Source organism: Oceanisphaera sp. W20_SRM_FM3, assembly GCF_052119705.1.
Lineage (GTDB): Bacteria > Pseudomonadota > Gammaproteobacteria > Enterobacterales > Aeromonadaceae > Oceanimonas.
Genome location: NZ_JBGQOP010000015.1, coordinates 41,226 through 64,562 on the forward strand (window position 1 = coordinate 41,226; position 23,337 = coordinate 64,562).

At 51.5% G+C, this 23,337-nt stretch carries 24 protein-coding genes; 11 read left to right on the plus strand and 13 right to left on the minus strand.

Going from position 1 to position 23,337, the window contains the following annotated elements:
• The first annotated feature begins 8 nt into the window (after window positions 1-8).
• The 3 genes from ACEN2G_RS09565 to tldD all read left to right on the plus strand — a co-directional run bounded on the left by ACEN2G_RS09565 (window position 9) and on the right by tldD (window position 6,226).
• On the plus strand, window positions 9-3,812 hold the full coding sequence (locus tag ACEN2G_RS09565; protein ID WP_442021295.1) for a YhdP family protein: 3,804 nt from the start codon (window positions 9-11) through the stop codon (window positions 3,810-3,812).
• Window positions 3,813-3,962: 150 nt separating this feature from the next.
• Window positions 3,963-4,781: a carbon-nitrogen hydrolase family protein gene (locus ACEN2G_RS09570; protein ID WP_442021264.1), complete on the plus strand. Its 819-nt coding sequence runs from the start codon at window positions 3,963-3,965 to the stop codon at window positions 4,779-4,781.
• Window positions 4,781-6,226 carry a metalloprotease TldD gene (gene tldD, locus ACEN2G_RS09575; RefSeq protein ID WP_442021265.1) on the plus strand — a complete coding sequence of 482 codons (1,446 nt, stop codon included), beginning with the start codon at window positions 4,781-4,783 and terminating at the stop codon, window positions 6,224-6,226. The genes ACEN2G_RS09570 and tldD overlap by 1 nt, the downstream gene beginning before the upstream one ends.
• Window positions 6,227-6,337: 111 nt before the next feature.
• Here the strand turns inward: tldD and yjgA are convergent, their stop codons facing one another.
• On the minus strand, window positions 6,338-6,895 hold the full coding sequence (gene yjgA / locus ACEN2G_RS09580) for a ribosome biogenesis factor YjgA (RefSeq protein WP_442021266.1): 558 nt from the start codon (window positions 6,893-6,895) through the stop codon (window positions 6,338-6,340).
• 73 nt (window positions 6,896-6,968) lie between these two features.
• Between yjgA and pmbA the strand changes: the two genes are divergently transcribed.
• Window positions 6,969-8,309, plus strand: a complete 1,341-nt coding sequence (gene pmbA / locus ACEN2G_RS09585; RefSeq protein ID WP_442021267.1) for a metalloprotease PmbA — start codon at window positions 6,969-6,971, stop codon at window positions 8,307-8,309.
• 202 nt (window positions 8,310-8,511) lie between these two features.
• On the opposite strand, the gene ACEN2G_RS09590 is transcribed toward pmbA, so the two are convergent.
• The 10 genes from ACEN2G_RS09590 to ACEN2G_RS09635 all read right to left on the minus strand — a co-directional run bounded on the left by ACEN2G_RS09590 (window position 8,512) and on the right by ACEN2G_RS09635 (window position 15,359).
• On the minus strand, window positions 8,512-8,787 hold the full coding sequence (locus ACEN2G_RS09590) for an HPr family phosphocarrier protein (protein ID WP_442021268.1): 276 nt from the start codon (window positions 8,785-8,787) through the stop codon (window positions 8,512-8,514).
• Complete coding sequence (gene rapZ / locus ACEN2G_RS09595) at window positions 8,774-9,640, minus strand: RNase adapter RapZ (RefSeq protein ID WP_442021269.1); 867 nt, start codon at window positions 9,638-9,640, stop codon at window positions 8,774-8,776. The genes ACEN2G_RS09590 and rapZ overlap by 14 nt, the downstream gene beginning before the upstream one ends.
• A 9-nt stretch (window positions 9,641-9,649) precedes the next feature.
• The gene (gene ptsN, locus ACEN2G_RS09600; RefSeq protein WP_442021270.1) at window positions 9,650-10,096 is read right to left on the minus strand and encodes a PTS IIA-like nitrogen regulatory protein PtsN; all 447 of its coding nucleotides are present in this window, start codon (window positions 10,094-10,096) and stop codon (window positions 9,650-9,652) included.
• Between the two features lie 2 nt (window positions 10,097-10,098).
• Window positions 10,099-10,386, minus strand: a complete 288-nt coding sequence (gene hpf, locus ACEN2G_RS09605) for a ribosome hibernation promoting factor (protein WP_442021271.1) — start codon at window positions 10,384-10,386, stop codon at window positions 10,099-10,101.
• Window positions 10,387-10,408: 22 nt separating this feature from the next.
• Entirely contained in the window at window positions 10,409-11,863 is a 1,455-nt protein-coding gene (locus ACEN2G_RS09610) for an RNA polymerase factor sigma-54 (RefSeq protein ID WP_442021272.1), read from the minus strand.
• Window positions 11,864-12,046: 183 nt separating this feature from the next.
• Window positions 12,047-12,772, minus strand: coding sequence for an LPS export ABC transporter ATP-binding protein (gene lptB / locus ACEN2G_RS09615; RefSeq protein WP_442021273.1), 726 nt, complete (start codon window positions 12,770-12,772; stop codon window positions 12,047-12,049).
• 2 nt (window positions 12,773-12,774) lie between these two features.
• Window positions 12,775-13,320 (minus strand): lipopolysaccharide transport periplasmic protein LptA, encoded by a 546-nt coding sequence (gene lptA, locus ACEN2G_RS09620; RefSeq protein WP_442021274.1) that lies wholly within the window; start codon window positions 13,318-13,320, stop codon window positions 12,775-12,777.
• The gene (gene lptC, locus ACEN2G_RS09625; protein WP_442021275.1) at window positions 13,289-13,837 is read right to left on the minus strand and encodes an LPS export ABC transporter periplasmic protein LptC; all 549 of its coding nucleotides are present in this window, start codon (window positions 13,835-13,837) and stop codon (window positions 13,289-13,291) included. The genes lptA and lptC overlap by 32 nt, the downstream gene beginning before the upstream one ends.
• On the minus strand, window positions 13,834-14,385 hold the full coding sequence (gene kdsC, locus ACEN2G_RS09630) for a 3-deoxy-manno-octulosonate-8-phosphatase KdsC (protein ID WP_442021276.1): 552 nt from the start codon (window positions 14,383-14,385) through the stop codon (window positions 13,834-13,836). The genes lptC and kdsC overlap by 4 nt, the downstream gene beginning before the upstream one ends.
• On the minus strand, window positions 14,385-15,359 hold the full coding sequence (locus ACEN2G_RS09635) for a KpsF/GutQ family sugar-phosphate isomerase (protein ID WP_442021277.1): 975 nt from the start codon (window positions 15,357-15,359) through the stop codon (window positions 14,385-14,387). The genes kdsC and ACEN2G_RS09635 overlap by 1 nt, the downstream gene beginning before the upstream one ends.
• 256 nt (window positions 15,360-15,615) lie before the next feature.
• Here ACEN2G_RS09635 and mlaF point away from each other — a divergent pair, with 256 nt between their 5' ends.
• The 7 genes from mlaF to murA are packed head-to-tail and all read left to right on the plus strand — an operon-like array spanning window position 15,616 to window position 20,144.
• Window positions 15,616-16,416 carry a phospholipid ABC transporter ATP-binding protein MlaF gene (mlaF, locus tag ACEN2G_RS09640; RefSeq protein WP_442021278.1) on the plus strand — a complete coding sequence of 267 codons (801 nt, stop codon included), beginning with the start codon at window positions 15,616-15,618 and terminating at the stop codon, window positions 16,414-16,416.
• On the plus strand, window positions 16,406-17,185 hold the full coding sequence (mlaE, locus tag ACEN2G_RS09645; RefSeq protein WP_442021279.1) for a lipid asymmetry maintenance ABC transporter permease subunit MlaE: 780 nt from the start codon (window positions 16,406-16,408) through the stop codon (window positions 17,183-17,185). The genes mlaF and mlaE overlap by 11 nt, the downstream gene beginning before the upstream one ends.
• 6 nt (window positions 17,186-17,191) lie before the next feature.
• Window positions 17,192-17,668 (plus strand): outer membrane lipid asymmetry maintenance protein MlaD, encoded by a 477-nt coding sequence (mlaD, locus tag ACEN2G_RS09650; RefSeq protein ID WP_442021280.1) that lies wholly within the window; start codon window positions 17,192-17,194, stop codon window positions 17,666-17,668.
• Window positions 17,669-17,696: 28 nt separating this feature from the next.
• Window positions 17,697-18,335, plus strand: coding sequence for a phospholipid-binding protein MlaC (gene mlaC, locus ACEN2G_RS09655; RefSeq protein ID WP_442021281.1), 639 nt, complete (start codon window positions 17,697-17,699; stop codon window positions 18,333-18,335).
• Window positions 18,332-18,628, plus strand: a complete 297-nt coding sequence (locus tag ACEN2G_RS09660; RefSeq protein WP_442021282.1) for an STAS domain-containing protein — start codon at window positions 18,332-18,334, stop codon at window positions 18,626-18,628. The genes mlaC and ACEN2G_RS09660 overlap by 4 nt, the downstream gene beginning before the upstream one ends.
• Window positions 18,615-18,875 (plus strand): BolA family protein, encoded by a 261-nt coding sequence (locus ACEN2G_RS09665; protein WP_442021283.1) that lies wholly within the window; start codon window positions 18,615-18,617, stop codon window positions 18,873-18,875. Before ACEN2G_RS09660 ends, ACEN2G_RS09665 begins: the two co-directional genes overlap by 14 nt.
• A 12-nt stretch (window positions 18,876-18,887) precedes the next feature.
• A complete protein-coding gene (murA, locus tag ACEN2G_RS09670) occupies window positions 18,888-20,144 on the plus strand; it encodes a UDP-N-acetylglucosamine 1-carboxyvinyltransferase (protein WP_442021284.1) in 1,257 nt (418 codons plus the stop codon).
• A gap of 170 nt (window positions 20,145-20,314) precedes the next feature.
• Here murA and degS read toward each other — a convergent pair whose 3' ends face one another.
• Complete coding sequence (gene degS / locus ACEN2G_RS09675) at window positions 20,315-21,412, minus strand: outer membrane-stress sensor serine endopeptidase DegS (RefSeq protein ID WP_442021285.1); 1,098 nt, start codon at window positions 21,410-21,412, stop codon at window positions 20,315-20,317.
• 238 nt (window positions 21,413-21,650) lie between these two features.
• Window positions 21,651-23,009 (minus strand): Do family serine endopeptidase, encoded by a 1,359-nt coding sequence (locus tag ACEN2G_RS09680; RefSeq protein ID WP_442021286.1) that lies wholly within the window; start codon window positions 23,007-23,009, stop codon window positions 21,651-21,653.
• Window positions 23,010-23,337: the final 328 nt, after the last annotated feature.

Genomic DNA, 23,337 nt, shown 5'->3' on the forward strand with positions numbered 1-23,337 from the left:
TGTCTGTGATGTTCAAGCGCAGCTTAAATTGGGCCTGGCTCAGTGTGGCCGCCATCGCGGTGCTGTTAGCCGTGCTGGTTACCATGCTGCGTTTTGGCGCGCCTTGGTTGGCTCAAGCCCAGCAGCAATGGCTAGACGGTTGGCTTAGTGAGCATCACATCGAATTGCAGATAGGTGGTTTGGGCTTAAGCTGGCAAGATTATGGCCCCATACTGGCGCTCAACGATGTCACCTTGCGCCGCGCAGACGCGCCCACTATTACACTGCGCCGCGCACTCGTCGGTGTTCAGCTGTGGCAGAGCCTGCGTCAATGGCGGCCAGTGCTCAATGAGCTAACGCTGGAAGGCTTACGGCTACCCATAGCACTGGATGATAAAGACCCCGCAAGCCCCCGCGCACCCTTCGATTGGCAAGGGCTACGCCATTTGGTGTTAGAAGGCGTTGAGCAATTCTCCCTGCAAGATGCCGAGTTATTACTGAGTCACGGCGAGCAGCCACTGTTTCAATTGCATCTACCCGACTGGCATTGGCGCAATGCGCCCGATGAACACCAAGGCCAAGGCAGCTTGGCCTTTAGTGAGCAAGCCCAGCAGCAACTGCAAGTGCGCAGTCAGTTTAGCGGTGAACTCGACCGCCTAGATGGCCAGCTTTATATCAGTGCCGATGGCGTGAATGCCTCGGATATCTTGAAACAAATTCGCCCTGACGATTCATTAGTGAGCGCCGAGCTCAACTTTGAATTCTGGCTAGAATGGCAGCAAGGCCAGCTTATGGCAGGCATTTTAGCACTAGGTGAAAACCGCTTCGGCTGGGGCGATCAGCATCAAGTGGCCATTAATGGTGGGCGGGTACAATGGCAACCCACACCCAATGGTTGGCAGTTGGCCAGTAATAAGGTCGACATTAGTGTCGACAACGAAGCTTGGCCCATTTGGCACCTACAAGTGGATCGCCAAGGGGAGCGGCTACAAGGCACCTTAGACCGACTGACCTTTACCGACGTGGCCCTGCTCGCCGAATGGGGAGAAAGTTTTCTCCCCAACACCGCCAAGCAACTAGCGGGCATAGCACCGCGCGGCCAATTAACCGACCTGTATTTTAGCGCCGAGCCCAGCGGTAAAGACTGGTATTGGCAAGGCAATCTAGATCGGGTTAGCACCCAAGCCTTTGGTTGGGCACCGGCCACGCAAGGCTTAAACGGACACTTTGTGCTGGCCCCAGACAGCGGTGAGCTCAGCGTACAACAAGCCAAGGCCGGGGATTGGGAGTTTGATAAGGCGTTTCGTGGCCCTTGGCCGCTTGAGCAAGTGAATGCCGAGATCAAATGGCAACAGCAAGCCTCCAAAAACTGGTTGCTGTGGAGCGAAACATTGGCTGTGGATACCCAAGATTTGGCCTTAGAAGGCTGGTTTAGCCTCTTGCTGCCCACAGATGCGGCTCCGCTGCTCAGCGCCTCGGCACGGGTGGACGTGTTGCGTGCGGGGCAAGCCTATCGTTACTTTCCTGAGCCCGTGATGGGCGCGGCCTTAGTGGATTATCTGCAAGGCGCCATAGTGGCGGGGCAGGCCAAAGGCGCGGAAGTGCTTTGGTATGGCCGCTTAAATGGTTTTCCCTATAAAGATCAGAGTGGCATTTTTCAAGCTCGCGTGCCTCTGCGCCAAGCTGAGTTTCGCTTTGACCCTCACTGGTTGCCGCTCACTGACTTGAGTCTGGATCTGTTATTTGAAAATGATGGTCTTTATATGACCGGTAAGAAAGGCCGCTTAGGTAAGGTGAACGCCACCGATATTACCGCCGACATAGCGCCGCTGCATGAGACGTCTAAGCTGGAGCTGACGGCAAAAATTAACGGCGAGGGTGGCGCCGTTAGTGAGTATTTACAAGATTCGCCTCTGGCCTCTTCGGTCGGCGTAACGCTGGAGCAAGTGCAAGTCAGTGGCCCCTTAAATGCGCAGCTGGCGCTGAGTATTCCCTTAAAAGGTGGTAGCGCCGTGGCCGTGAAGGGCCAAGTGGACTTTGCCAACAACGGCGTGCGGGTCAAGCCGCTGGACTTGCCCTTAAATAAAGTAAGTGGCCACTTACTGTTTGATGAACACCACACAGAGTTTACTAACCTCAGCGCGAGTTGGCTCGACCAGCCCATGCAATTGTCTTATCTGGGTAAAGAAGCGGCTAAGGGCTATGAGGTGGAGCTGGGCATTAAGGGTAAAGTGCTGCCAGAAAAGCTGCAGCATTTACATCCGGCAGTTAAACCCTTGAGCGGTAACGCCGATTGGCGCGGCCAGTTGCAGCTCACCTTGCCTCATCAAGGTGGGCTGCATTATGCCTTTAACGCCGACTCCACCTTAATCGGTTTAACCAGTGGTTTGCCTGCGCCCTTTAATAAAACTCGCCAACAGTCATTCAATAGCAAGCTGAGCGTAAATGGTGGAGCCGACTACGCCAAGGTCGCACTGCAAGTTGGCGAGCATATACGCGGCGATGCACAGCTGAGCGTTACCAAGCAAGGGGCTAGCATAGAGCAACTCTGGTTGGCGGCGGGGGCCGGAGTGAATGTTAGCTTGCCGCGCCCGCCGCTGGATATTGCATTACGCGTACCTGAGTTGGCGCTTGATGCTTGGTTATCCCTGCTCGGTGACTTGCCCAGTCTCGCTCAACCAGCCAAGAATATCGGCAAAGCCAGCGCGTCAGGCTTAAGCTGGCCAGAGCATTATCGGGTGGCGATGCATGCCAGCCGTGCGCAATTATGGCAACAGCCCTTGCATCAACTGAACTTAGTGATCACGCCCGATAACCAAGGGCGCTCGCAATTAGTGATCAAGGCCGAGCAGGCTGACGGTAAGCTGACCTTTGGTGGCACTAAACCGATCCAGGCGAATTTTAAGCGGCTATGGTTGGGGAATAAACAGGCACCACCACTTGCTGCTAACGCGGCTGCTAAGCCACTCAGTGCCGCCATTGAACTCACGCCAAGTGACGTGCCCGCCCTGCATTTTCAATGTGAAGATTGCCGTTGGCAGCAGGTCGGTTTCGGTCAAGTGGCGTTTAATTTACAGCCGCTGGCCAAAGAAAATGGCGTGCAATTGAGCCAATTGGTGATAGACGGCCCCTTATTGCAGGCTAAGGCCAGCGGTCAATGGCTGCAGCAAGGCCATGTGGATCTCAGTCGTTTAGAATGGCAAAGCAGCAGTCCTTCGTTGCAACATTTATGGCAAGCCTTCGGCAAAGAATCCCCCTTTAGCGACACCTCGGCTCAGCTAAGCGGTAAGTTGCGTTGGTTAAGCCCGCCTTGGCAGCCACAGCTTGCCAGTATGAATGGCGAGCTGGCGGTAAAAACCGGGTCGGGTGTGCTGCGCGAGCTGAAGACCAAGGGTGCGGGATTATTGTCGGTGCTCAGTCTCGAGTCTGTGATGCGCCGCCTGCGCTTAGACTTTAGGGATGTGTTTGCCCAAGGTTTTTACTTCGACAGCATAGCGGCCAGCGGTCAATTGCAAGCTGGGGTATTAACCAATAAAGACTTATTGATAAAAGGCGCCGCCGGTGATTTACGGGGTAAGGGTGAGCTAAATTTTGCAACCGAGCAGCTTAACTATAATGTGGAGCTCACCCCGAATCTAACCGGAAATTTACCCGTGTTAGCCGCCTTTGCCGTGGCACCGGTGGCGGGGTTATATGTGCTGGCGCTGTCTAAGGTATTAGGGCCGGTAGTCGATGTGTTTACCCGCATTCGTTATCAGGTAACAGGATCTATTAACGCGCCCAAAGTGACGGAGCAGGGCCGAGATAAAAAACGCATCAAGGTGGCAGAATAAGGACGGTGAGGTGTGAAGAGTGAAGGGTTAAAAAGTGAAGCGCTAAAGGGCGCGCAGTACTTTTAGTGATGGCCCAACTTGCAAACGCGAGTCTTTCGCCTTACTCCTCACGCCTCACTCTTCACTCCTCACACAAAAAAGGAGCAGCTCATGGAGTTAGTGGCCCTACAAATGACGGCGACTGCCGATTGGTCGACCAATCGGGCGACCATTAATCGTTTATTGGATCAACTGCCGAGTCAGCGGCCATTATTGGCGTTGCTGCCGGAAAATGCGGTGGTGTTCGGCTGCCGTGATGCGCTATTAAATAATGCGGAAACCTTAAACGAGGGGCCGATTCAGGCGCAGTTTAGCCAATGGGCGAAAAAGTACGGTATTTGGCTGGTGGTGGGCTCTATGCCGACCCGCATCGAGCACAGTGCACGCTTTCATGCCAGCAGCTTGGTATACAACGACCAAGGGCAACAGATTAGCCATTATCATAAGCTGCACTTATTTGATGTAACGGTAGCGGATGCTCAGGGCAGCTATCGGGAGTCAGACAGCTTTGCTCCGGGTGATGAACTTAGCGTGGTGGACAGTCCTTTCGGGCGTTTAGGCTTGTCTATCTGTTATGATTTGCGCTTTTCATCTTTATACGGTGCGCTGCGTGAGCGTGGCGCCGATATTTTATTGGTGCCAGCGGCCTTTACTCGGGTCACGGGCCAAGCCCATTGGTTACCTTTATTGCAGGCCCGCGCCATCGAAAATCAATGTTACGTGGTGGCGGCTGGCCTCTACGGCGAAACGGGTGCGCGCCAGACTTGGGGGCATTCGGTGATTATCGACCCTTGGGGTGAAATTAAAGCCTGCTTAGCCACAGGCGAGGGGCTGGTGTCTGCGGCCCTAGATACAGAACAGTTGGCAGCGATTCGTCGTCAAATGCCGGTGGCACAACATGCGCGCTTAAGCGCGGTTTGGAGAAAGTAATGAGTATTGAACAAATTAACCGCAGCATATTGGTGCCCAACCAATTAGATATGGCGTTGCTTGACGCGCAATTAGCGCGCCTGAGTCGCCACCAGATAGACTTTGCCGATCTGTATTTTCAAAACAGCGTACATGAGTCTTGGGTATTAGAAGACGGCATAGTGAAAGACGGCAGCTACAACATAGAGCAAGGCGTGGGCGTGCGCGCCGTGAGCGGCGAGAAAACCGGCTTTGCCTATTCTGATGAGCTGACCGCCAGTGCGCTAGACCAAGCGGTGAGTGCGGCGCGCGGTATCGCCGAAAAAGGCGGTGATGGCCGTTTTAAAGTGGGCAAGAGCCAGATTATTACGCCGCGCTACATGGGCGTAAATCCACTGGACAGCCTAACGCGCGAGCAAAAAATTGAATTGCTGCAACAGATGGACGCTTTCGGTCGCAGCTTAGACTCCGCAGTCAGCCAAGTGATTGTCTCAATTTCTGGCGTTTATGAAGAAATGTTAGTGCTGGCCACCGATGGCACTTTGGCCACCGACTTGCGCCCCTTAGTGCGCCTCAACTGCTCGGTACTGGTGGAGCGTAACGGTCGCCGTGAGCGCGGCGGCAGTGGCGGCGGCGGTCGTACCGGTTATGAATATTTCTTAGATATAGTCGACGGCCAGCCTAGAGCCATGAGCTATGTGAAAGAAGCGGTGCGCCAAGCCTTAGTAAACCTAGAAGCCATAGATGCACCGGCCGGCACTATGCCGGTGGTGTTAGGTGCGGGTTGGCCGGGCGTGCTGCTGCACGAAGCGGTTGGCCACGGTCTGGAAGGCGACTTTAACCGTAAAGGCTCATCTGCCTATGCTGGTCGCATCGGTGAAAAGGTCGCGTCTAGTCTGTGCACCATAGTGGATGATGGCACCTTGATGGATCGTCGCGGCTCGATTTCTATCGATGATGAAGGCACGCCCGGCGCTTACAACGTGCTGATCGAAAACGGCATTCTCAAAGGTTATATGCAAGACAAGCTGAACGCGCGCTTAATGGGCATGGCGCCTACCGGCAACGGTCGTCGCGAGTCTTATGCACACTTGCCCATGCCACGCATGACCAATACTTATATGCTGGCGGGTGAGTCTTCCCCTGAAGACATCATCAAGAGCGTGAAGAAGGGCATTTATGCGCCTAACTTCGGTGGCGGTCAGGTGGACATTACCTCGGGCCGCTTCGTGTTCTCGGCCTCTGAAGCTTACTTGATTGAAGACGGCAAGATCACGGCTCCGATAAAAGGCGCCACCTTAATCGGCAACGGTCCAGAGGCAATGAGTCAGGTGTCTATGGTGGGCAATGATTTAGCGTTGGATGCGGGCGTGGGCGTGTGCGGTAAAGAAGGCCAAAGCGTACCGGTCGGCGTGGGCCAACCGACCTTGAAGCTCGACCAGTTAACTGTGGGTGGAACGCAGTAACTCATAGCTGGAAGCTAAAAGTAAAAAAGGCACCCCATCAGAGGATAGGGTGCCTTTTTTGTAGGGCGGTGTTTTTCTTCCAGCTCTCAGCTTCAGGCTGACCGCTTTCCTTTATTCTTCTTCTTTAATGTTCGCTTTCAAATACTGAAACAATTCGCGAAAAGAAGCAGGAGGCAGGCCGGCGGCCATCTCTTTGCGAGCGATGCGGGCGAGCTGGCGCAGTTTTTGGCGATCCAGTTGGCGGTATTCAGACATAATGGCGTTCACGCCTTTATCGCCTTCTTTGATCAATCGATCACGCCATAATTCCAGTTTATGGAATTTAACATCGGCGACCGTGGTTTTGTGTTCGAAGCCGGCTAAGGCTTTTTGAATCTCGGTCACATCGCGCAAGCGCAGCAATTTACCCAGATAAGACATGTGTCGGCGTAAGCCTTCGTGCTTACCGTGCAGTCTATGAGCCAGCTCTACGGCTTCTGCTAAGTCTTCATCGAGCGGCACCTTAGCCAACTCAAAGGGCTCTAATTTCACTAGCGTGTCACCCAGCTTGCGCAAGGCTAAGCTCTCTCGCTTCATTTCACTCTTACTAACCCATTCGATTTCTTCATCTTGTTCTGGGGCATCGTCTTGGCGGCGCATAGGCTTTTCCATATTAATGTACACTGACATATATATTACCAGCTTCTCCCAAGGCGCGCAGGGGTCTGTTATGCTAACTGCAAACTGAGCCAATGAAATTATTATGACCCCAGCAGATATTCAAACAGAACAGCGCCAGCTTGAGCTGGCGGTAGAGCAAGCAATCGAGAGCGCTAAACGCCTCGGTGCAGACAGCGCAGAAGTCTCAATTAGCCGCCAAACCGGTTTATCGGTGAATACGCGCAATGGCGAGCTAGAAAATATTGAATTCAACAAAGACGGCGCATTAGGCATAGCCGTGTACCGTGATGGTCGCAAAGGCTCGGCTTCTACTTCTGATTTACGCCCCGAGGCCATAGCGCGCACCGTAGCGGCTGCCCTCGATATTTCGCGTTATACCAACCCAGATCCTTATTCAGGCTTAGCCCCCGCGGACGATCTTGCTTGGGACGCGCCCAGTTTAGAGTTGTGCTTTCCTGAGCAGTTAGAGCCGGCAGATGGCATCGCGCTGGCACTGCGTTGTGAGCAGCATGCGCTGCATCGTGACCCGCGCATTAAGCAGTCAGACGGCGCCAGCTTCTCCAGTAATCTGGGCATTAAAGTTTACGGTAACAGCCATGGTTTCGTGAAAGGTTACGCCGCTAGCCGTTTTGGCATCAGTTGTGTGCTAATTGGCGAGCAAGACGGCGATATGCAGCGTGAATACGGCTATACCTCGGCGCGCAGCTTAGGTGATCTGTGGACGCCTGAGCAGGTAGCAGATGAAGCCGTGAGCCGCACCTTAGGCCGTTTAGGGGCCCGTAAAATTGACACCCAGCGCGCACCTGTATTGTTTCATCCGGATGTGGCGGCCAGCCTGTTTGGCCACTTGGTGATGGGTATTAGTGGCGGCAACTTATACCGTGAGTCATCTTTCTTGCTCGACTCACTGGGCGAGCAAATCTTTCCCGACTGGTTTGATATTCATGAACAACCTCACCTCGCGAAAGGCTTAGCCAGCTCACCCTTTGATAACGAAGGCGTGCGCACCGTCGAGCGTCGTATTATCGAGCAAGGTAAGCTGCAAACTTATCTGCTGACCAGCTACTCGGCGCGCAAGCTCGACATGGCCTTAACCGGCCACGCGGGAGGTATTCATAACTGGAATATTGCCAACACCGGCCAAAGCTTTGAGCAGTTATTAAAGATGCTGGGCACAGGCCTGCTGGTAACGGAAATGATGGGTCAAGGGGTGAACATAGTGACCGGCGATTACTCGCGCGGTGCTGCCGGCTTTTGGGTAGAAAATGGCGAAATCGCTTATCCAGTGGAAGAGATCACCATAGCCGGTAATCTCAGAGACATGTACCAAGGCATTCAAGCGGTAGGCACAGATACCGAGCTGCGCTCTAGTCTAAAAACCGGCTCAGTGTTGATTGATGAAATGAAGATAGCAGGGCAGTAACTGAAAGCTAGAAGCTAGAAGCTAGAAGCTAGAAGCTAGAAGCTAGAAGCGGAAAGCGGAAAGCGGAAAGCGGAAAGCGGAAAGCGGAAAGCGAGCAGTAAAAACAAAGCCCTGCATCAGAAGATGCAGGGCTTTTTGTTGGTTCGAATTTTTATGCCAGTTCTTAGCTTCCGGCTCTCAGCTTCAAGCTTCCCGCTATCTGTTATTCCGCTTCATTAAATCGTGCCGCGACTAGCTCGGCCACGGCGTCCATAGCGGCGGCGGCATCAGTGCCTTCGGCGACCACGCGGATGGCGCTGCCTTGTGCTGTTTCTAGCATTAGCAGGCCCATCACGCTGTTGGCGGGGGCTTGCTTGCCTTGACTGCACACAGTCACGGTGGCGGAAAATTGTTGCGTGACTTGTACCAGTTGTACTGCGGCTCTGGCGTGTAAGCCGAGCTTATTGACGATTTTTAAGTCGCGTTCAATTTTTTGCATGCTCTTTTTCCAGCGTACGGTGGCGTACTTGTACGCTCTTGCCCATGGTTTTAAAGGCTTGAGCCAGTTGCTCGACTAAATATACGGATCTGTGTTTACCACCGGTGCAGCCGATGGCGACCGTGACGTAGCTGCGGTTATTGCGCTCTAAATGCGGCATCCAAGTCACCAGCAAATTTTCAATCTGCCACAGGTACTTAGTCACTTCGAGTTGGCTGTTTAGGTAGGTCGCTACCGGCTCATCGCGGCCGTTAAAGGGTCTGAGCTCGGCTATCCAATGGGGATTAGGCAAGAAGCGGGCATCGAACACAAAATCCGCATCTTGTGAAATACCATACTTGTAGCCAAAAGATTCAAATACCCAATTTAGCTCGCGCTCTTTCTTACCCAAGATGCGGGCACGAATAATTTCACTTAAATCATGAATACTTAAGTCAGAAGTATCGATGCGCAAGTCTGCTTCTGACGATAGCGGCGCCAGCATGTTGGTTTCTTCGCGGATGGCTTCATCCAGCGTCAAACTCAAGCGTGATAAGGGGTGTAAGCGGCGGGTATCCCCGAAACGGCGAATAAGAGCGGCATTATCTGCATCAATAAAGATACTGGATAAACTCACGTCTTCCATGGCACGCACCTCCGCAAGGAGAGCTTCCATTTTATCCGGATTGTCAGGCAAGTTGCGCACATCTATGCTTACCGCCACTTCGCCTGGTTTGTCACGGCGCATCTTAACCAGACTCGGCAGCAGTTCTACTGGCAGGTTATCAACGCAGTAATAGCCCAAATCCTCGAGTACCCGCAATGCGACGGTTTTGCCCGAACCAGAACGACCACTGACGATCACCAGCTGCATACTTACTCCTTAAGAAGAAATCATGATTTGATAGAGCTCGTCATCGCTAGTGGCTTGACGTAATTGCTTACAGATCTGTTTGTCACTGAGTTTTTCGGCGATCAAGGATAGGGTTTTAAGGTGCTGCTTACACTCTTGCTCTGGCACCAGCAATGCAAAGACCAAACTCACCGGCTGGTTATCGATGGCATCAAACTCCACAGGCTCAGCAAAGGTGAGCAGTACGGCGGTGGCTTGATTGTTATTGCTAATACGGCCGTGAGGAATGGCAATACCGTTACCTATACCGGTGCTGCCCATTTTTTCCCGTGCTAGAAGGCAGTCAAACAATTGCTGACTGTTGATGTTGAGGTGTGCTGCTGCGAGCTCGCTGATGATTTCCAGCGCCCTTTTCTTGCTCGTGCAAGGGACGGCACTACGCGTGCAGTCCCTGCTTAGTATATCGGCGACTTCCATAGTTATTTTTGCTTGAGCTTCTCTTTGTGTTTAATCACTTGGCGATCGAGTTTGTCGAACAAACCGTCGATGGCTGCGTACATATCATCTTGCTCACAAGTGGCAAAGATTTCACCGCCGCTGAGGTTAATTTTGGCTTCAGCAATTTGCTGTAATTTTTCAAGCGTCAGCACTACATGCACTATGGTGATATTATCGAAATGGCGCTCTAGCTTAGCAAACTTGCTATTCACATAGTCACGCAGGGAGTCAGTGATGTCTACATGGTGTCCAGTCAGATTTATTTGCATAAAGTCTTCCTTCTAAGTCCGCCTACAATAGGCGCTTACGCTGATTGGAAGGGGGGATGGCCAGTGACTCACGATACTTGGCTATGGTCCGTCTGGCTACCTGTATCCCCTGTTCGTCCAGTAATTGCGCGATTTTGCTGTCGCTCAATGGCTTAACCGGGTTTTCTGCCGCGACTAATTTCTTAATAAAGGCGCGAATGGCCGTAGAAGAACATTCGCCGCCACTTTCGGTAGCTACATGGCTGGAGAAAAAATATTTTAACTCAAAAACCCCTTTGGGTGAGTGTAAAAATTTTTGGGTGGTGACACGAGAAATCGTCGATTCATGCATCTCTACCACTTCTGCTACCTGATTCAGGACCATGGGCTTCATTGCCTCGGCTCCATGCTCAAAGAATGCCTGTTGTTGATCGACAATACAATTAGCAACCTTGAGCAAGGTCTCATTTCTGCTTTCTAAGCTCTTGATAAACCATTTGGCATCTTGAGTGTGCTGGCGAATAAACTGGCCATCACTGCCTTGCTGGCCTTGGCCCATGGCCGCATAGGTTTGGTTTAAGCGCACCTTAGGTAAGGCCTCGGGATTAAGTTCGGCTTTCCACACCCCTTGCAGCTTAGTGACCACCACATCGGGGATCACATACTCTGAGTTGTGTTGCAGCAGGTTATTGCCAGGCCTTGGCTCGAGTTGCTGAATTAACGCCAACACGTCTCTGAGCTCATCTTCTTTCAGGCCTGTGAGTCGCTGCAGGCTGCGATAATCGCGCGTGGCCAGCAAATCCATGTGCGCGGCGATCAGCCGTTGAGCTTGTGAGAGCCAAGGGGTGTTGGCAGGCAGGGCATTCAGTTGAATAGCTAAGCATTCTTGCACGCTGCGCGCGGCTACGCCTAAAGGGTCGAAGTGCTGAATACGCTTTAGCACCGCCTCCACTTCATCAGCTTCTATGTGCTGCTCGCCGCCGATAACCGAGGCCAGAATACCCTCAATGTCTAGGCTGAGATAACCGGCTTCGTCTATGGCATCAATAATAGCTAAGGCGATAGCCTGATCGGTTTCACTAAAGGGCGTGAGCTGCATCTGCCACAACAGATAATCTTGCAGGGTCTCTGTGGTCTCGCCTTGATAGACGGTCTCTTCTAGCCCGTCTGGCAGGCCACCTGTGCCGCTGGTGCCGGCGGAGGCGGTATAAATATCATCCCACTGAGTGTCCATGGGCATCTCATCAGACAACTGATGTTGCTCCATGGCCTTGTCGGTAGCCATTTGCTCATCTTTGGCAGCTGGCTGCGGTACGAGTTCATCGTCGTTGCCATACTCGTCGGCTTCTTCTTGCTCGAGCAGGGGATTATTTTCGAGTGCCAGTTGAATTTCTTGCTGCAGCTCTAGGCTCGATAGTTGCAGCAGGCGAATGGCCTGTTGCAACTGGGGAGTCATGGTTAGCTGCTGTCCCATACGTAATTGAAGAGTTGGCTTCATAGTTGTAAAAATCCTTTCATAGCAACCAAAAGTCCTTCTTTATCAACAGCAGAGGAGGCGGTATTACTCTTTACGTTACGGTCTGGCTGAGTTTTGGCTTCACTTAAATTCATTTAAGTTGCGCTGCAAAATAGCCGGGCCGTTGCGCAGCTAACTATGATAGCCGCGCGATTTATTAGTCTATTAAAGACTAAATTGCTCACCCAAATAGACTTTTTTCACCTGTTCGTTGGCCAAAATCTCGGCGGGGGTGCCGGCGGCAATACCATGGCCGTGGCTCACGATATAGGCTCGCTCGCACACATCCAGCGTTTCGCGCACGTTATGATCGGTGATCAGTACGCCTAGGCCGCGATCTCGCAGGTGCAAGATGATTTTTTTAATATCTAACACCGAAATAGGGTCGACGCCGGCAAAGGGCTCATCCAATAAAATAAAGCGCGGCTCTGCGGCCAAGGCGCGGGCTATTTCGACACGGCGGCGCTCACCACCGGATAAGCTCATGCCCATGCTGTCACGAATATGGCCAATATTAAATTCTTCGAGCAACTGCTCCATTTTTTCGATGCGCGCTACGGCATTGAGCTCTTTACGTGTTTCTAGCACGGCCATAATGTTGTTGGCCACGCTAAGTCGTCGAAAAATGGAGGCTTCTTGGGGTAAGTAGCCGATACCGGCGCGAGCGCGAACATGCATCGGCTGATGACTAATATCTTGGTCATCTATGGTAATGCTGCCCGCATCACGCTGTACCAAGCCTACTATCATATAAAAAGACGTGGTTTTACCAGCACCGTTTGGGCCCAGTAAACCGACGATTTGGCCAGTTTTTACGGTGATGCTTACATCGGCCACTACTTGACGGCCCTTGTAACTTTTCTGCAGTCCGCGTGCGTTCAGGGTCGCCATGATTAGGGTTTAGCCTCTTTTTTATTCATGTTCTGCAGCTGTTCAGGCAAGAAGATCGTTTTTACGCGTCCGTTGCTGCCTTGGCCTTCTGCTTCCATTTGTTCTTTATCAATAAAGTAGCGAATGCGATAGCCGGTAACTATGTTGTCGTTTTGCTTGAGCTCGGCATTGTCAAGCAGGGTAATAGTACGGGTTTTAATGTCGTAGGTGATCTGCTTGGCCTTGGCATTAATCGGTTGGCCACTGTCGAGCACCTGATAGTAGGTGGCGGGTGAGCCGTAGGCCGTCATAGTCTGCAGGCCCTCGTCGTTACGCGTGACCACTAATTTACTGGCGCGCACGTCGAGCGTACCTTGTTTGACGACTACATTATCGGTAAAGGTCACCTTATTGTCGGCCAGCTCTACCAGTTGGCTGCCTGAGTCTATGGTTACAGGCTCCTTATAATCCGATTCTTTAGCCTGAGCTAGGTTTATGCCCAGCGCTAAAAGGCTGGTCAGACATAATCCGGATAGACTAAGGAGTCGTGTAGCTTGCCTGAGTATCATGCAGTAGTTCCACCGTTTGTTGATCGATCTTTCCCAGTAAACCCAGACCATTAGCCTGATAATTGGGGCCACTCAGTTGTACCGCTCGGTTAGAGCGTAGCTGATTATTAATAAAATCCAGTTCCAGATATTCGGTGTTCAGCGTTTTGATGGCTGCATCCGCTTGCAGTCCCTTGCCTACCACATCGCCGTTTAAGATGGCATTGTCACCTGTGTTGACCATGCCCTCATCACCACTGAGCTGCCACTGTGGCTGGCCGTCGGGCGAATAGAGCAAGATAACAGGTTTTTCCATTAGGGTCATGGTCAGCGGCTCGTAGTGCTCTGCATACTCGGCAGTTAAGCCGCGATAGGGTAATCCGAGTTGATTGTATTGTACGCTTTGTAGTTGCTTAGCAATAAAATCTGGTTGATAGTTTTGCTGATTGACCGCTTGGTCTTGGGCAGGTTCAAACCACTGCCAGCAAATCAGTGCCAACACAAACAGGCCGCCAAAAATGAGTGTTTGACGGCTCATACGCTCATACCTTGAGCAAGGTGCAAAACACCGCGCGCCTCCAGCATTAAGTCACACAGCTCGCGCACACAGCCGCGGCCACCGGCTAACTGAGTTGTGTAATCTGCACGCTGGCGCACTAGGGGATGAGCATCATGGACCGCCACGCCTAAGCCACATAATTCCATGACCGATAAGTCGACCACGTCATCGCCGATATAAGCCACTTGCTCAGGTTTAAGGTTTAAGTCCTTGAGCAGGACGTTAAAGCTGATGCGTTTATCGCTTTGGCCTTGGTAGACATGGGTTACGCCGAGGGCGGCCATGCGGTCAGTTACTATTTTTGAATCACGGCCCGTGATCACTGCGACGTCTATGCCTGCATTCATTAGCGCTTTCATGCCAAAACCGTCTTTGGTATTAAAGGTTTTGAATTCTTCGCCTTGGTTACCTAAATAGATCAGGCCATCGGATAGGACGCCGTCTACGTCACAAATTAGCAGCTGGATTTGTGACAATTTCTGCCAAACGCTGCTGGCTATCGGGCCATAAAGTGCGGATTGTTCCATTAGATAACTCCTGCCAGTAAGAGGTCGTGCATATTAAAAGCGCCTATGGGTCTTTGCTGCTCATCAAGCACTAACAGGCCACTAATTTTCTTTTCTTCCATTAACTGTACCGCTTCTGCGGCCAGCATATTGGCGTGTACCGTGGTGCACTTGCGGCTCATTACCTGATAGATAGGGGTGCTATGTACGTCAATTTTTTGATCGAGCGTGCGGCGCAAATCACCGTCTGTGTAAACGCCGGCCAGTTTTTGCTCCTCATCCACGACGGCGGTAAAGCCTAAGCCACTGCGGCCAATCTCTAGCAAGGCATCAATAATCAAGGTGTTAAGGCCCACTTTCGGTACCCGCTGCTCTTTATGCATTAAGTCGCTGACGCGTAATAGCAGCCGCTTGCCCAAGGCGCCACCTGGGTGGCTGAGGGCAAAGTCGTTGGCGGTAAAGCCGCGTGCTTCTAATAAAGACACCGCAAGGGCGTCACCCATCACTAAGGCCGCCGTGGTGCTGGCGGTGGGGGCAAGACCCAGTGGGCAGGCCTCTTGTTCGACTCGGGTACACAAATGTATATTTGCTTCGCGGGCCATGGTGGAGTCGGGATTACCGGTTAAACAAATCAACGGGATGGCGCGACGCTTCAATACCGGCAGCAGTGAAATAATTTCACTGCTTTCGCCAGAATTAGACAAGGCTACCACCACGTCTTGCTTACCTATCATGCCCAAGTCGCCATGACTGGCTTCCCCTGGGTGCATAAAAAATGCCGGCGAGCCGGTGCTGGCTAAGGTGGCGGAAATCTTATGGGCGATGTGGCCCGACTTGCCCATGCCGGTGACGATAATTTTGCCTTGGCAGTCAAACATCAATTGGCAAGCTTGGGTAAAGGCGTCATCCAGATATTGATAAAGGCCGTCTATGGCCGCCTTTTCAATATCCAGTACGCGTTGGGCCGTTTTTTGGTAATCAAATTTAACTGTCATTGTGCTCTCCACACTTAAGGCGCTGCCATTATAGAAAAGCCGGTGGCGTTTAGCGACTGCCAATCTCGCTTTGGTTTAATGTAAGGCGTGTACCGCACCAGTGGACGGCGAATAATAAGGTGTTTTGCCCTAAATTCTTCATGGTTGCTGGCCGCTTAGGTCATTAAATGGCGCATCACCAAGGCTTTACCTTGCGTCTTGGTTGCCCATCTATCGGGGAAACCATACAATCCCTTTTTTTCGTTGGGGAATCCGTTTGAGCCAGAACCTTGTTGAAATAAGGGATCTCTGCTTTAGCCATGGTGATCGAACCTTATACGATGGCATCAATCTGCAGATCCCTAAAGGTAAAATTACCGCCATTATGGGGCCGAGCGGCATAGGTAAAACCACTATGCTGCGTCTGATTGGCGGCCAGATTAAACCCAGCAGCGGGGAAATCTTATTTGATGGTCAGTCGATCCCTAAGATGGGCCGAGCGCGTTTATACGAACAACGCCAGCGCATGGGCATGCTTTTTCAAAGTGGTGCACTTTTTACTGGCATGTCGGTGTTCGATAATGTGGCGTTTGCACTGCGTGAGCACAGCGGTTATCCCGAGGCCATTATCCATACACTCGTGATGATGAAGCTAGAAGCGGTAGGTTTGCGTGGGGCCGCACATTTAATGCCCTCAGAGCTGTCGGGAGGTATGGCGCGCCGTGCCGCGCTGGCGCGCGCGATCGCTCATGATCCCGAGTTGATCATGTACGATGAGCCGTTTGCCGGTCAAGATCCGATCAGTATGGCGGTGTTGGTGAAGCTGATTGCGGAGCTGAATAAGGCGCAAGGTTTAACCTCTATTGTGGTGACCCACGACGTAGATGAGGCTCTGAGCATTGCCGATTACGCCTACGTGATTGCCAATAAGAAGGTGATAGCCGCAGGGTCGCCCGCCGAATTGCGCCAAAGCGCGGATCCACAACTAGTACAGTTTTTAGAAGGACAGGCGGACGGCCCAGTGGCATTCCATTATCCTGCACCTTCTTATAGGGAGTCGCTTGCAAATGTTAATTGAGGTTATAGGTCGATTAGGGCGCCAAGGGATAACTAGCCTGTCTTCGATTGGGCGCGCCGGTATCATGCTGTTGCATGCGCTGCTCGGTAAACCTCAGCCGAGAAAACACTTTCCGCTGTTAGTTGAACAGCTGCAAGTCGTGGGCGTGCAGTCGGTGGCCATTATCTTGGTGTCAGGGCTATTTATCGGCATGGTGCTGGCGCTGCAAGGCTATAACGTGCTGGTAGATTTTGGTGCCGAGGGCATGCTGGGGCCACTGGTGTCGCTGTCGTTATTGCGCGAGTTAGGACCTGTGGTCACCGGCTTGCTATTTGCCGGGCGCGCCGGCTCTGCCTTAACCGCCGAGCTGGGCTTAATGAAAGCCACCGAGCAGTTATCCAGCCTAGAAATGATGGGCGTGGATCCGCTGCGTCGTGTGGTCGCGCCGCGATTTTGGGCCGGCATGATCAGTATGCCGCTGTTGGCGCTGATGTTTAGCCTAGTGGGCATCTGGGGCGCCAAGCTGGTGGGCGTAGACTGGTTAGGCGTAGATGCGGGCGGTTTTTGGTCTGCCATGCAGGCGGCAGTCGATTTTAATCAAGATATTATGCAAGGCCTGATTAAAACGCTGGTGTTTGCCTTGGTGATTACCTGGATCGCCTTATTTAACGGTTATGATGCCAAGCCCACTGCGGCTGGCATTAGTCAGGCCACGACGCGTACCGTGGTTCATTCTTCTTTGGCGGTTTTGGGGCTGGATTTTGTGCTCACCGTCGTTATGTTTGGATAAATTGTGATGAAATACAGCAAGCTAGAATTTAGTGTGGGCTGTTTTATGTTAGCCGGCATAGGCGCCTTACTCTTATTGGCCTTCAAAGTGGCAGGTGTAAACGTACAAGGCCAAGGAGAAAGTTATACCTTCTATGCTAAGTTCGATAATATTGGCGGCTTAAAGAACCGTTCCCCGATCAAGGTGGGTGGCGTGGTAGTGGGGCGGGTGACTGAGATTAAACTCGATGCGAAGGATCAAACTCCAGTAGTCGTCTTGAGTGTGAGTCGCAGCGCCGGTGACTTCTCCGAAAGCACCACGGCGGCCATTCAAACATCGGGTCTGTTGGGCGAGCAGTATTTGGCGCTCAGTCCAGGTTTTGCTGATGAAGACATGGGCATTGGCATGCTCAAGGATGGCGATACCATTACCGATACCCAATCGGCGTTAGTGCTAGAAGAGTTGATTGGTAAGTTTATTTATTCCATTGGCGATAAAGAATAAACGTTCGCATATCCAGTAGGAGCACGGCATGAGAAAATTATTGATTTCAGGATTATTAGTCATAGCGGGCACTTGGGCACCTTTCGCGAATGCCTTGACCTTCACCGATCCTCATCGACTGGTGAGTGAAGTTGCACAAAATACCTTTGACCGCTTAAACAAAGAACAAACTCAGATTAAAGCCGATCCTAAATATTTGCGTACTATAGTGCGTGAAGAAATGCTGCCCGGCGTGGACGTGCGTTTCTCGGCTTTTCGGGTGATTGGCAGGCAGCTTAACGACACCACACCCGCCCAGCGCGATGCGTTTGTGAATGCCTTTAGCGAGTATTTAGTGGTGACTTATGCCGACGCTTTAGCGGCCTATGATAAGCAAACCCTGGACATTGGTAAGGGCAGCGTCGGTAAAAACGAGCAGTTAGTGTCGATCCCTGTGAGCGTATTAGAGCCTAACAAACCGGCTATTAATCTTGAATTCAAATTGCGTAAAAATAACCGCACCGGTGAATGGAAGGTGTTTGACATGATAGCCGAAGGTATTAGTTTGCTGTCGGCTAAGCAGTCGGAGCTGAGCGGCCTGATCCGTCAACAAGGTATCGACAAGGTGACTAAGGATTTATTGGCGCATACCAATAAGCCAGTTACTCCGCTGGAACGTAAAGAATGAAACAGCCCGCACCATTAACCCTGCCATTAACCCGAGATCAATTAGCCAGCTATTGGGCGCAACGCGAGCAACTGTTTACCCACAATAGGGTCGATTTAAGTGGCTTGCACGAGATTGACTCGATTGGCTTGGCGTTTTTGGTACAGTGGAGTCAGTCTTTGGCCGCAGATGCGCGGCCATTAACACTCAATTCTCCGCCAGCGAGCTTTTATCCGCTGGCTGATTTATATGGCGTCGGCGAATTTTTTACGCCGACCGACAACCTTGCCGAGAGCCAGTATGAGTCTGAATAATCAAGTTGAACAATTATTGCGCCAAGCCTTGAGCTTGGATGAAGTCTACATCAAGAGCGAAGGCAGTCACTTTGAGGTGATTGCGGTGTCGAGTGATTTTGCCGACATGAGCCGCTTGCAGCGGCAGCAGTCCATTAATGGTCCGTTACGGGAATTAATTGCCGAAAACACCATTCATGCCCTGACCGTGAAGACCTTTACCCCTGAGCAATGGGCTCGGGAACGAAAATTTATTATGCCTTCCTAAACGGGAACCAAGATGGACAAATTTAAGATTCAAGGCCCTTGTCGGCTGGCCGGCGATGTCACTATTTCTGGCGCTAAAAATGCGGCTTTGCCGATTTTATTTGGTACTTTATTGTGTGATGAAGCCATTACGCTGTCCAACGTCCCCAAGTTGAAAGATGTAGATACCACGCTGCAACTGCTGGCCTCTATGGGTTTGAACGTGGTGGAGCAAGATGACAGTTACGTGATCTCTGGCGCCGTTAACAGCCACATTGCACCCTACGAGCTAGTACGGACTATGCGTGCCTCTATTTTGGCGCTGGGACCATTGGTGGCGCGTTTTGGTCAAGCCGATGTCTCTTTGCCGGGCGGTTGTGCCATAGGTGCGCGCCCAGTGAACTTGCACATTCATGGTTTAGAGCAGATGGGGGCGGAAATTCATGTGGTTGACGGCTACATTAAGGCACGCGTCGATGGCCGCCTAAAAGGCGCGCACATCTTGATGGACATGGTGAGCGTAACCGGTACCGAAAACCTGATGATGGCAGCCGTATTAGCCGAAGGCCGTACCACTATCGAAAACGCCGCTCGAGAGCCTGAAGTGGTGGACTTAGCCAACTTCTTGAATGCATTGGGTGCCAAAATTCAAGGTATAGGTCAAGACACGCTGATCATTGATGGTGTAGAGGCCTTGCACGGCGGTGAATATCGCGTGCAACCCGATCGTATCGAAACCGGTACCTTCTTGGTGGGTGCGGCCGTGACCGACGGTGATGTGACCTGTCACAACACGGATCCGCGTCTGTTAGAAGCGGTATTGGTAAAGCTGAAAGAAGCGGGCGCCGAGGTAACGACGGGCGAAGACTGGATCCGTTTAAATATGACGGGCAGGGTGCTTAAACCGGTAGACATTAAAACCGCGCCTTACCCGGCTTTCCCGACCGACATGCAGGCGCAGTTTACCGTGCTCAATGCGGTGGCTAAAGGCGTGGGTCACGTTACCGAGACCATCTTTGAAAACCGCTTTATGCACGTGCCTGAGCTTAACCGCATGGGTGCCAGCATAGAGTTGCACGGCAATATGGCGATTTGTGGCGACACAGAGCAGCTGACCGGCGCCACTGTGATGGCCACCGATCTGCGCGCCTCGGCAAGTTTAGTGTTGGCTGGCTTTGTAGCCGAAGGCACTACCTTTGTGGATCGTATTTATCACATCGACCGCGGCTATGAAGTAATCGAAGATAAATTGTCGGCACTCGGCGGTAAGATAGAGCGCATTAAGGGCTAGCACATAGCCTTGATCTAGAAGCTAGAAGCTAGAAGCTAAAAGCTAAAAGCTAGAAGCTAAAACAAGTGCTTTAAGCCTTAACCTGAAAAGGGCCAGATGTAAAACATCTGGCCCTTTTTTGTTTTTTCGTTCGTGACTTACAGCTTCTCGCTTACGGCTTCCAGCTGTCTTTAGCGCAAGCGTTGAAAGCGGGTATCTTCTTCAATCGTTATCGGTAATGTCATCAACTTACCTTGGCGCAGCAAGGTGACAGTGATGGTGCTCCCCGGTTTAGCTTCGGCAATCTTATCCATGGCGTGGCGGGTGTTACGAATGGGCTCATCGTTGAATTTCAACAAAACATCTTCCACTAACACCCCGGCCTTGGCTGCGGGGCCTGTTTCGTTGAGGCCTTCCACGAATAAGCCAGTGCGCTCACCCATTTTTAATAACTGCGCCATCATGGGCGGAATATCGGCACCACTTATGCCTAAATAACCGCGGATAACTCGGCCATGACTGATCAGCTCTTGCATAATGCGCTGCGCCAAGGCGTAGGGAATAGCGAAGTTGATGCCGTAGCTTTCTTGATGAGCCAAGCTTTGAAAAGAAGCGGTATTGATACCGACGATTTCACCGTAGACGTTGATGAGTGCACCACCTGAGTTACCGGCGTTGATGGCGGCATCGGTTTGCAACAAGTCCTGACGCCCATTGCTGTCTGGCCCCATGCTCGATAAGCCAGAGCGACCTGTGGCGCTAATAATGCCCTGAGTAATGGTTTGCCCAACGTTATAGGGATTGCCGATAGCCAGTACAATATCGCCCACTTGTGGCGACAATTCATTATCTTGTGGTATCACGGGTAGTTGATTAGCATTAATTTTTAAGACCGCTAAATCCGTGGGCACATCGAAGCCGGTGACCTCGCCATTTAGAATACGACCATCTTGCAGCGCCACTATCACCTGATCGGCATCGGCTATCACATGGTAGTTGGTCAGCACATAGCCTTGGCTATTCATGATCACCCCTGAGCCTAAGTTGGTCGAGCTTAATTCAGGTGAGACATTGCCGCGCTGAAAACTACGGGTATAAATATTTACAACCGCAGGCCCGGCGCGGTTGGCCGCATAGGAGAAACTGGACACGCCTACTTGCTGGTTGCGCCACCAATGCTCAAAAGGTTGGGTCTTAAGTTGCGGGAAAATAGCCAAGAGCAATACCGCCATTAGCACCCCGAAGGCGATGGCCTGAAAAATGAACTTAAGATAAGGAATAAAGCGCATAGGGAGTCGGGTCGCTGTGAAAGAGCTATAGCATAACATAAAGCGAGAAACCGAGCCGTCAGCTGACAGCCAACAATAATGCCGGCCGAGTAAGGCCATGTTAAATGTTCAATGTTGAACTCCATGGCACCGCGTAGTGAATATAAAAAAAGCAGCGCTCAGCACTGCTTTTTGATTTTAGTTTTATATTTAATTTTATTGATAGCTTAAAGCTTCCGCCTTACCGCTGTCTTTTCATCTATCTCAACACTAAATAAAGAGAAGCGTTACCGCGTTGGATATTTAGCGCAATCACGCCGGGTTTAGCTTCTATTATCTTGCGTAACTCTGCGAGTTCTTTCACCCGCTTACGATTAACGCCAATGATAATATCGCCCTTCTCCAAACCAGACCGAGCGGCAGGAGAGCGGGGGGCTACGTCGACTATTTTTACGCCTGATATCCCGTCTTTGGCTTCGGTTTTACCCAGCGTAGCACCTTCTAACGCCTTGTTTAAGCTGTCGGCGGCCATGCTCTGGTCGTCTGCTAGGGTTAAAGTGACATTGGCGTCTTGCTGCTTACCATCGCGAAACAGGCCTAAGGTGACGGTTTTATCGGCGCCCATGGTCGCCACTTTGGCTCTTAGCTCACCAAAAGAACGCACCGGCTTGCCGTCTAGGCTGATAATAATATCACCGGCTTTTAAACCGGCTTTATCTGCCGCTGAGTCTTCGATCACTTGACTGACAAAAGCGCCGTGCTGGCTCTTGTAACCAAAGGTACGGGCTAGTTCAGAGGTCAGCTCGCCGCCCATTACCCCCAGCACGCCTCGACGTACTTCACCGTATTCGATGATTTGATCAATTAAATTTTTCACCATGTTAGACGGGATAGCAAAGCCGATGCCTATGTTGCCACCGTTAGGGCCTAAAATGGCGGTGTTAATACCCACCAGCTTGCCGTTTAAATCGAGCAGGGCGCCACCTGAATTGCCGGAGTTAATGGCGGCATCGGTTTGAATAAAGTTTTCAAGATTTTCGACGTTGAGGCCCGAACGTCCCAAGGCACTGATAATGCCCGAGGTCACGGTTTGGCCAAGGCCGAAGGGGTTGCCGATGGCGATGGCAAAATCACCGACCCTAAGTGCGTCTGAGTCGGAAAATTCGATGGCAACTAGATCTTTGGCATCCACTTTGAGTAATGCAATGTCACTTTGTTTATCGCTACCAATCAGCTCGGCTTCGTATTCTTGACCGTCCATCAGTGTAATCAGGATTTTATCGGCGTCTGAGATCACATGATTATTGGTGATCACATAGCCTTTCTTAGCATCAATGATCACGCCTGAGCCGAGTGCTTGAAAGGGGCGCTCTTGGACTTGCTCGCCCGGCATATCGGGGCCAAAAAAGAAACGAAACTGCTCAGGGATGCCTTGACGACTGACTTTACTGCCGGACACGGAAATATTCACCACGGCCGGGGTGACCTTCTCTAGCACAGGCGCTAGGCTGCGAATATCGCTGCCCGCACCGAAAGGTAAGGCTGCTTGAGCGGCGGGTATAACGGCAAGGCCGATACTCAGTGCCAAGGCTGATACCAAGGGGAGTCGAGATTTCATGCAGATGCTCCTAAGTCTATAAATACGACTATCTATTAATACGTCGTTTAAGGTGATTGATAAACAACAATATGGCTGATAAATAGGTTTAATAAATGGCGTAAGAAAAGTGTGTATTCAGACCTCTGTAGTTTAATAAGAGTTCCAAATGCTGCACTAATATTTAAAAGCGATGTTTAAAACACGTATAGTCTGTTGATTAAATGGTGTTGATCTTCAGTATATCAAGAGCTTAGACGACTAAATCGCGTCTAGCTGAGTGTGACTTGCTCAATGCCCAAATTAGCCCGTACACTGGCTAGCCTTGTTTGATGATAGCGGTAGTGAT

What these genes read in the sequence shown, in the direction of transcription:
- ACEN2G_RS09565 (WP_442021295.1), top strand. Translation starts at nt 9, where the DNA reads ATGTTCAAGCGCAGCTTAAATTGGGCCTGGCTCAGTGTGGCCGCCATC.
- ACEN2G_RS09570 (WP_442021264.1), top strand. Translation starts at nt 3,963, where the DNA reads ATGGAGTTAGTGGCCCTACAAATGACGGCGACTGCCGATTGGTCGACC.
- tldD (WP_442021265.1), top strand. Translation starts at nt 4,781, where the DNA reads ATGAGTATTGAACAAATTAACCGCAGCATATTGGTGCCCAACCAATTA.
- yjgA (WP_442021266.1), bottom strand. Translation starts at nt 6,895, where the DNA reads ATGTCAGTGTACATTAATATGGAAAAGCCTATGCGCCGCCAAGACGAT.
- pmbA (WP_442021267.1), top strand. Translation starts at nt 6,969, where the DNA reads ATGACCCCAGCAGATATTCAAACAGAACAGCGCCAGCTTGAGCTGGCG.
- ACEN2G_RS09590 (WP_442021268.1), bottom strand. Translation starts at nt 8,787, where the DNA reads ATGCAAAAAATTGAACGCGACTTAAAAATCGTCAATAAGCTCGGCTTA.
- rapZ (WP_442021269.1), bottom strand. Translation starts at nt 9,640, where the DNA reads ATGCAGCTGGTGATCGTCAGTGGTCGTTCTGGTTCGGGCAAAACCGTC.
- ptsN (WP_442021270.1), bottom strand. Translation starts at nt 10,096, where the DNA reads ATGGAAGTCGCCGATATACTAAGCAGGGACTGCACGCGTAGTGCCGTC.
- hpf (WP_442021271.1), bottom strand. Translation starts at nt 10,386, where the DNA reads ATGCAAATAAATCTGACTGGACACCATGTAGACATCACTGACTCCCTG.
- ACEN2G_RS09610 (WP_442021272.1), bottom strand. Translation starts at nt 11,863, where the DNA reads ATGAAGCCAACTCTTCAATTACGTATGGGACAGCAGCTAACCATGACT.
- lptB (WP_442021273.1), bottom strand. Translation starts at nt 12,772, where the DNA reads ATGGCGACCCTGAACGCACGCGGACTGCAGAAAAGTTACAAGGGCCGT.
- lptA (WP_442021274.1), bottom strand. Translation starts at nt 13,320, where the DNA reads ATGATACTCAGGCAAGCTACACGACTCCTTAGTCTATCCGGATTATGT.
- lptC (WP_442021275.1), bottom strand. Translation starts at nt 13,837, where the DNA reads ATGAGCCGTCAAACACTCATTTTTGGCGGCCTGTTTGTGTTGGCACTG.
- kdsC (WP_442021276.1), bottom strand. Translation starts at nt 14,385, where the DNA reads ATGGAACAATCCGCACTTTATGGCCCGATAGCCAGCAGCGTTTGGCAG.
- ACEN2G_RS09635 (WP_442021277.1), bottom strand. Translation starts at nt 15,359, where the DNA reads ATGACAGTTAAATTTGATTACCAAAAAACGGCCCAACGCGTACTGGAT.
- mlaE (WP_442021279.1), top strand. Translation starts at nt 16,406, where the DNA reads ATGTTAATTGAGGTTATAGGTCGATTAGGGCGCCAAGGGATAACTAGC.
- mlaD (WP_442021280.1), top strand. Translation starts at nt 17,192, where the DNA reads ATGAAATACAGCAAGCTAGAATTTAGTGTGGGCTGTTTTATGTTAGCC.
- mlaC (WP_442021281.1), top strand. Translation starts at nt 17,697, where the DNA reads ATGAGAAAATTATTGATTTCAGGATTATTAGTCATAGCGGGCACTTGG.
- ACEN2G_RS09660 (WP_442021282.1), top strand. Translation starts at nt 18,332, where the DNA reads ATGAAACAGCCCGCACCATTAACCCTGCCATTAACCCGAGATCAATTA.
- ACEN2G_RS09665 (WP_442021283.1), top strand. Translation starts at nt 18,615, where the DNA reads ATGAGTCTGAATAATCAAGTTGAACAATTATTGCGCCAAGCCTTGAGC.
- murA (WP_442021284.1), top strand. Translation starts at nt 18,888, where the DNA reads ATGGACAAATTTAAGATTCAAGGCCCTTGTCGGCTGGCCGGCGATGTC.
- degS (WP_442021285.1), bottom strand. Translation starts at nt 21,412, where the DNA reads ATGCGCTTTATTCCTTATCTTAAGTTCATTTTTCAGGCCATCGCCTTC.
- ACEN2G_RS09680 (WP_442021286.1), bottom strand. Translation starts at nt 23,009, where the DNA reads ATGAAATCTCGACTCCCCTTGGTATCAGCCTTGGCACTGAGTATCGGC.